The organism is Streptomyces sp. NPDC005533 (assembly GCF_042871845.1).
GTDB lineage: Bacteria > Actinomycetota > Actinomycetes > Streptomycetales > Streptomycetaceae > Streptomyces.
This window is the reverse complement of record NZ_JBIAJH010000143.1, coordinates 1-3,207: the sequence shown is the minus strand read 5'-3', so window position 1 is coordinate 3,207 and position 3,207 is coordinate 1. Positions and strand designations below refer to the sequence as shown.

Below are 3,207 nucleotides of genomic sequence, written 5' to 3'. Positions count from 1 at the left end.
CATCTGGCTCACCAACACCAAAACCAGGCGCGACAAACTGACACAAGAGCAGCACGACGCACTCACCGAGGCCGGGGTGGACTGGACACGGTAGCGGGCGGCCTTTGGCGTCGGCTGGTCGATATGACATCGGCGGCCGGAGGCTGGACCCCCGGGAATAGGCAGAGGTGCCCACCGCGATGCGGCGATGGGCACCTTCTTCCCTCAGGCAGGTCCGGGATCGAAGATCTCGTGCCCCCCGACCCGGCGCCAGATGACGTGCGTGTGCTGTCCATCTCCGAACTGCCACGTGGCACGCCCGTCGGGCGCCCAGGTCATTTCCATGACGGGACGCTCGCCCTCAGGGAGCCTGACTCCCTGGACCGGCTTGACCCGGAGGCCGGGCCGGAACTGTCCGCTCACCACGTCCGGTACGAACTTGCTCCGGACAGTCTCCTTGAAGCGTTCCTTCTCAGCAGAAGTGAGCTTCCTGAAGTCGCGGTCAAAGCGGACAGTCGTCTCAAAGGTCGGCAATAGGGGCCTCCAACGGGTCGGGGTCAGTTCTCCTTATCAAGGTGCGCGAACATGCTGTCCACGTCCTCGTGGCGGACCGTACGCCCGGCAGCGATGTCCTCGCTGGCCTCACGCTCTCCGGCCTGCCACCGCTCCGTCCAGAACCAGGCCTGGTCGGTGCGGATCTTCCTCAGTCCGTGGACCTCAACGACCCCTGTGTCGGTGATCTCGAACTCAAGCTCGTCGCCTGGGGAGACTCCCAGCGCCTCGCGTACGCCTGCGGGCAGCGTCAACTGCCCCTTATCGCGCACGCTGACCTGGAACGTAGCCGCAGCCATGGGTGACCTCCCTCTCGCATCCCATTGATCGTCTAGTAAATCCAGACTACCCGGGAGAGTCCGTAATTACTACTCTCTAACTTTCCAACTTTCCGCTTGTTGGTGAGTTCGGCGGACCATCGCTCGACGAGGTTGAGCCACGATGATCCGGTCGGTGTGAAGTGCAGATGGAGCCGGAGGTGGCCCAGCAGCCACTTCTTGACGGCTGGTGTCTTGTGGGTGGCGTAGTTGTCGAGCACGAGGCGGATCTCGAGGCCGGCCGGGACTTCCTTGTCGAGCTTGGCCAGGAACTTGAAGAACTCCTCGGCCCGGTGCCTGCGGTGCAGCGAGCCGATCACCTTGCCGGTGGCGGCCTCCAGCGCGGCAAACTGTGTGGTCGTCCCAGCGCGGACGTAGTCGTGTGTTGCCCGTTCGGGCACCCCGGGCATCATCGGCAGCACCGGTTGTGGAAGCACCCGCGCTGCCTGACGACGCACTGAGCGAGGCCCTGCGGCCGATCCTCACCAACCCCGCATACCCCGACGGGGGTCCAAGGTGCACCGGTTCGACCGGCCGCGGATGCCTTGCCCCACTGGTAGCCGACGTCCGCCCAGGTCAGTCGAACTGCCCCAAGCTTCGCGTCGAGCTCGGCCGGTCTCCCCACCGGGGCTCGTCTACAGAAGCCGCTCAGTGACCTGGCTGCTGCCCGCGCTCGGAGACGACAACATCCCGGACGATGCAGGGCCCCGCCTGATGGCAGCTCTCAGCGTTTTTACTGCCGTTGAGGCCCCCGAAGAACTCGCTGCCGCTCTCGTTGAGGGCCAAGGGGCGGGAGGAACCTCCCGCTGGTCCAGCAGGAACGGTGTTCGCTTGGACGACGGCGCGTACTCGTACCGGAACCCGTTCAACGGCTTCGCCCTCCCTTCGGAAGACCTGGCTCGCGTGTCGACTGCCCTCATGCCCTGAGCCCTATGAACTGGCCAGCTGGGGCGTCGCAGCCCCTGGAGGGAAAGCCGTGGCTTCGTCGAAAGGAACGCGGACGAGTAGGCAGTGATGCAGCTGCCCCAGCATGCGGTTGAACAGGTGCCGCAGAGCCTGCATGTGCCAGTCCCCTCCGGCCCGGCGGCGCCGGTAGTGGGCGTCCGCGCCGGATGAACCGCTGATGGAGGCGAAGGCCCACAGCTGCCCGACGTGGTTGAGCCGGTTGTTCTTCACGAACCGACGCCCGACGTAACGGCGCTTGCCGGAAGCCCGAGTGATCGGGGCCGAGCCGGCGTACGCCTTCAGTCCTCCAGCCGTAGCGAAGCGGCTCCTGTCGTCACCGATCTCGCCCAGGATCCGGGCGCCGACCTGGGGGCCGATCCCGGGGAAGCTCAGCATGATCGCCGCGTCCGGGTGTGACCGAAAGGCTTCCTCGGTGGCCCGCGCCAGGTCATCGACCGCCTGGCAGGCTGAACCGCCCTGGGTTTGTTGGAGGCGGGGTTGTCTGGTTCTCAGGCCGCGGTGGCGGTCTGGGGTGAACGGTAGTGGACGGTCTCATATTCGGTGGGCGGGAGATCGCCGATCGAGCTGTGCAGGCGCCGGTTGTTGTACCAGTCGACCCAGGTCAGCGTGGCCAGCTCGACATCGTCAAGTGTCCGCCACGGACCACCGGGCTTGATCGTCTCGGTCTTGAACAGGCCGATCGTGGACTCCATGAGCGCATTGTCGAGTGCGTCGCCGACAGTCCCGACACTCGGAGCGGCCCCGGCTTCGGACAGGCGCTGGGTGTAGCGAATTGCACTCGGAGTTCCCACCGACCGCCGAGGTGCTGCGCAAGCGCTCCCAGAAGGGCACGGATGAGATCTGGGAGGGCCGCCCGAAGTGGCGCAACCCTGAGCTGTTCAAGGCCGCGAAGAAGGGCGCCGAGTTCGAGGTGACCGCCCTGGACATGAACGCGGCGTTCTTGTCGGCGTTCAAGTGCTGGTTGCCGATCGGTCAGCTCCGCGAGGACACCAGCGGAGTCCACGACCGTAAGAAATCCGGCGTCCACCTCATCACCCCCGCCTCCTGGGAGCACACCGACCTGCCCAACCCGCTCGGCAACCGGATGGAGCCGGGCGAGTTGTGGGTGTCCGAATCCACCCTCCGCCTCCTCCTCGACTGCGCCCGCGACGACCTCGCCGACGCACCCACCATTCACCGATCCCTCGTCTCCGGCGGAACCGAAGTCCTCGCGGAAAAACTCCGCCGCGCCCTCGCCGAGGTCCGAAAGACTGCTCTTGCCGAGGGTGACGAACTGACCGTCAACTACGTGAAATCCATGAGCCTTTTCAGAGTGGACTTCAGCTGGCCCCCTCAGACCGGCCTGAGCTGGACGAATACCGGCACGGGTGTCACCCGATCAGGGGCCACTCTG

Annotated in this window: 2 protein-coding genes and 3 pseudogenes; 1 reads left to right on the top strand and 4 read right to left on the bottom strand. The window is 65.7% G+C overall.

The window, feature by feature from the left end:
- Nucleotides 1-536: 536 nt before the first annotated feature.
- From ACFYP3_RS37360 to ACFYP3_RS37345, 4 genes and pseudogenes are all read right to left on the bottom strand, one after another.
- A complete protein-coding gene (locus tag ACFYP3_RS37360) occupies nt 537-830 on the bottom strand; it encodes an AbrB/MazE/SpoVT family DNA-binding domain-containing protein (RefSeq protein WP_388842553.1) in 294 nt (97 codons plus the stop codon).
- Between the two features lie 92 nt (nt 831-922).
- Nucleotides 923-1,276, bottom strand: a pseudogene (locus ACFYP3_RS37355) (IS630 family transposase); the annotation flags it as partial.
- A 502-nt stretch (nt 1,277-1,778) separates the two neighbouring features.
- Nucleotides 1,779-2,264: pseudogene (locus ACFYP3_RS37350) on the bottom strand (transposase); the annotation flags it as partial.
- 38 nt (nt 2,265-2,302) lie between these two features.
- Nucleotides 2,303-2,605: an integrase core domain-containing protein gene (locus ACFYP3_RS37345; RefSeq protein ID WP_388842551.1), complete on the bottom strand. Its 303-nt coding sequence runs from the start codon at nt 2,603-2,605 to the stop codon at nt 2,303-2,305.
- An 11-nt stretch (nt 2,606-2,616) separates the two neighbouring features.
- Between ACFYP3_RS37345 and ACFYP3_RS37340 the strand changes: the two are divergent.
- Nucleotides 2,617-3,207: pseudogene (locus tag ACFYP3_RS37340) on the top strand (hypothetical protein); the annotation flags it as partial.